General features: G+C 57.3%; 1 pseudogene. It reads right to left on the bottom strand.

Going from position 1 to position 286, the window contains the following annotated elements:
* Positions 1-286 (bottom strand): annotated as a pseudogene (locus tag Q4563_RS19200) (DNA topoisomerase); the annotation flags it as partial.

Below are 286 nucleotides of genomic sequence, written 5' to 3'. Positions count from 1 at the left end.
TTCCAGTGTCGGGCCGTCGTATCCCTTGATCTTGAACTGGCCCGTTTCGACTTCAACGCCGACGCAATCCGGGTTGTTGCCGCAAATATGTACCTTGCGCTGTTCATCAAGCAGGTAGCTGTCCATGGCGTTGTCGCAGATCGGGCAGCGACGTTTTTCCATCAGGAGACGGCTTTCTGCTTATTCGTCTTCATCGGCGGAGATGGCTTCTTCGCAGGGGATCAGGTTCAGCGTCTGGGTGCAGCGTTCCTTGGGCGGCAGTGAGTAGCCGGAGCAGCCGAGGAAG

Source organism: Gilvimarinus sp. 1_MG-2023, from assembly GCF_030548285.1.
Note: the sequence above shows the minus strand (reverse complement) of the source record. Positions and strands in the feature narration are given on the sequence as shown.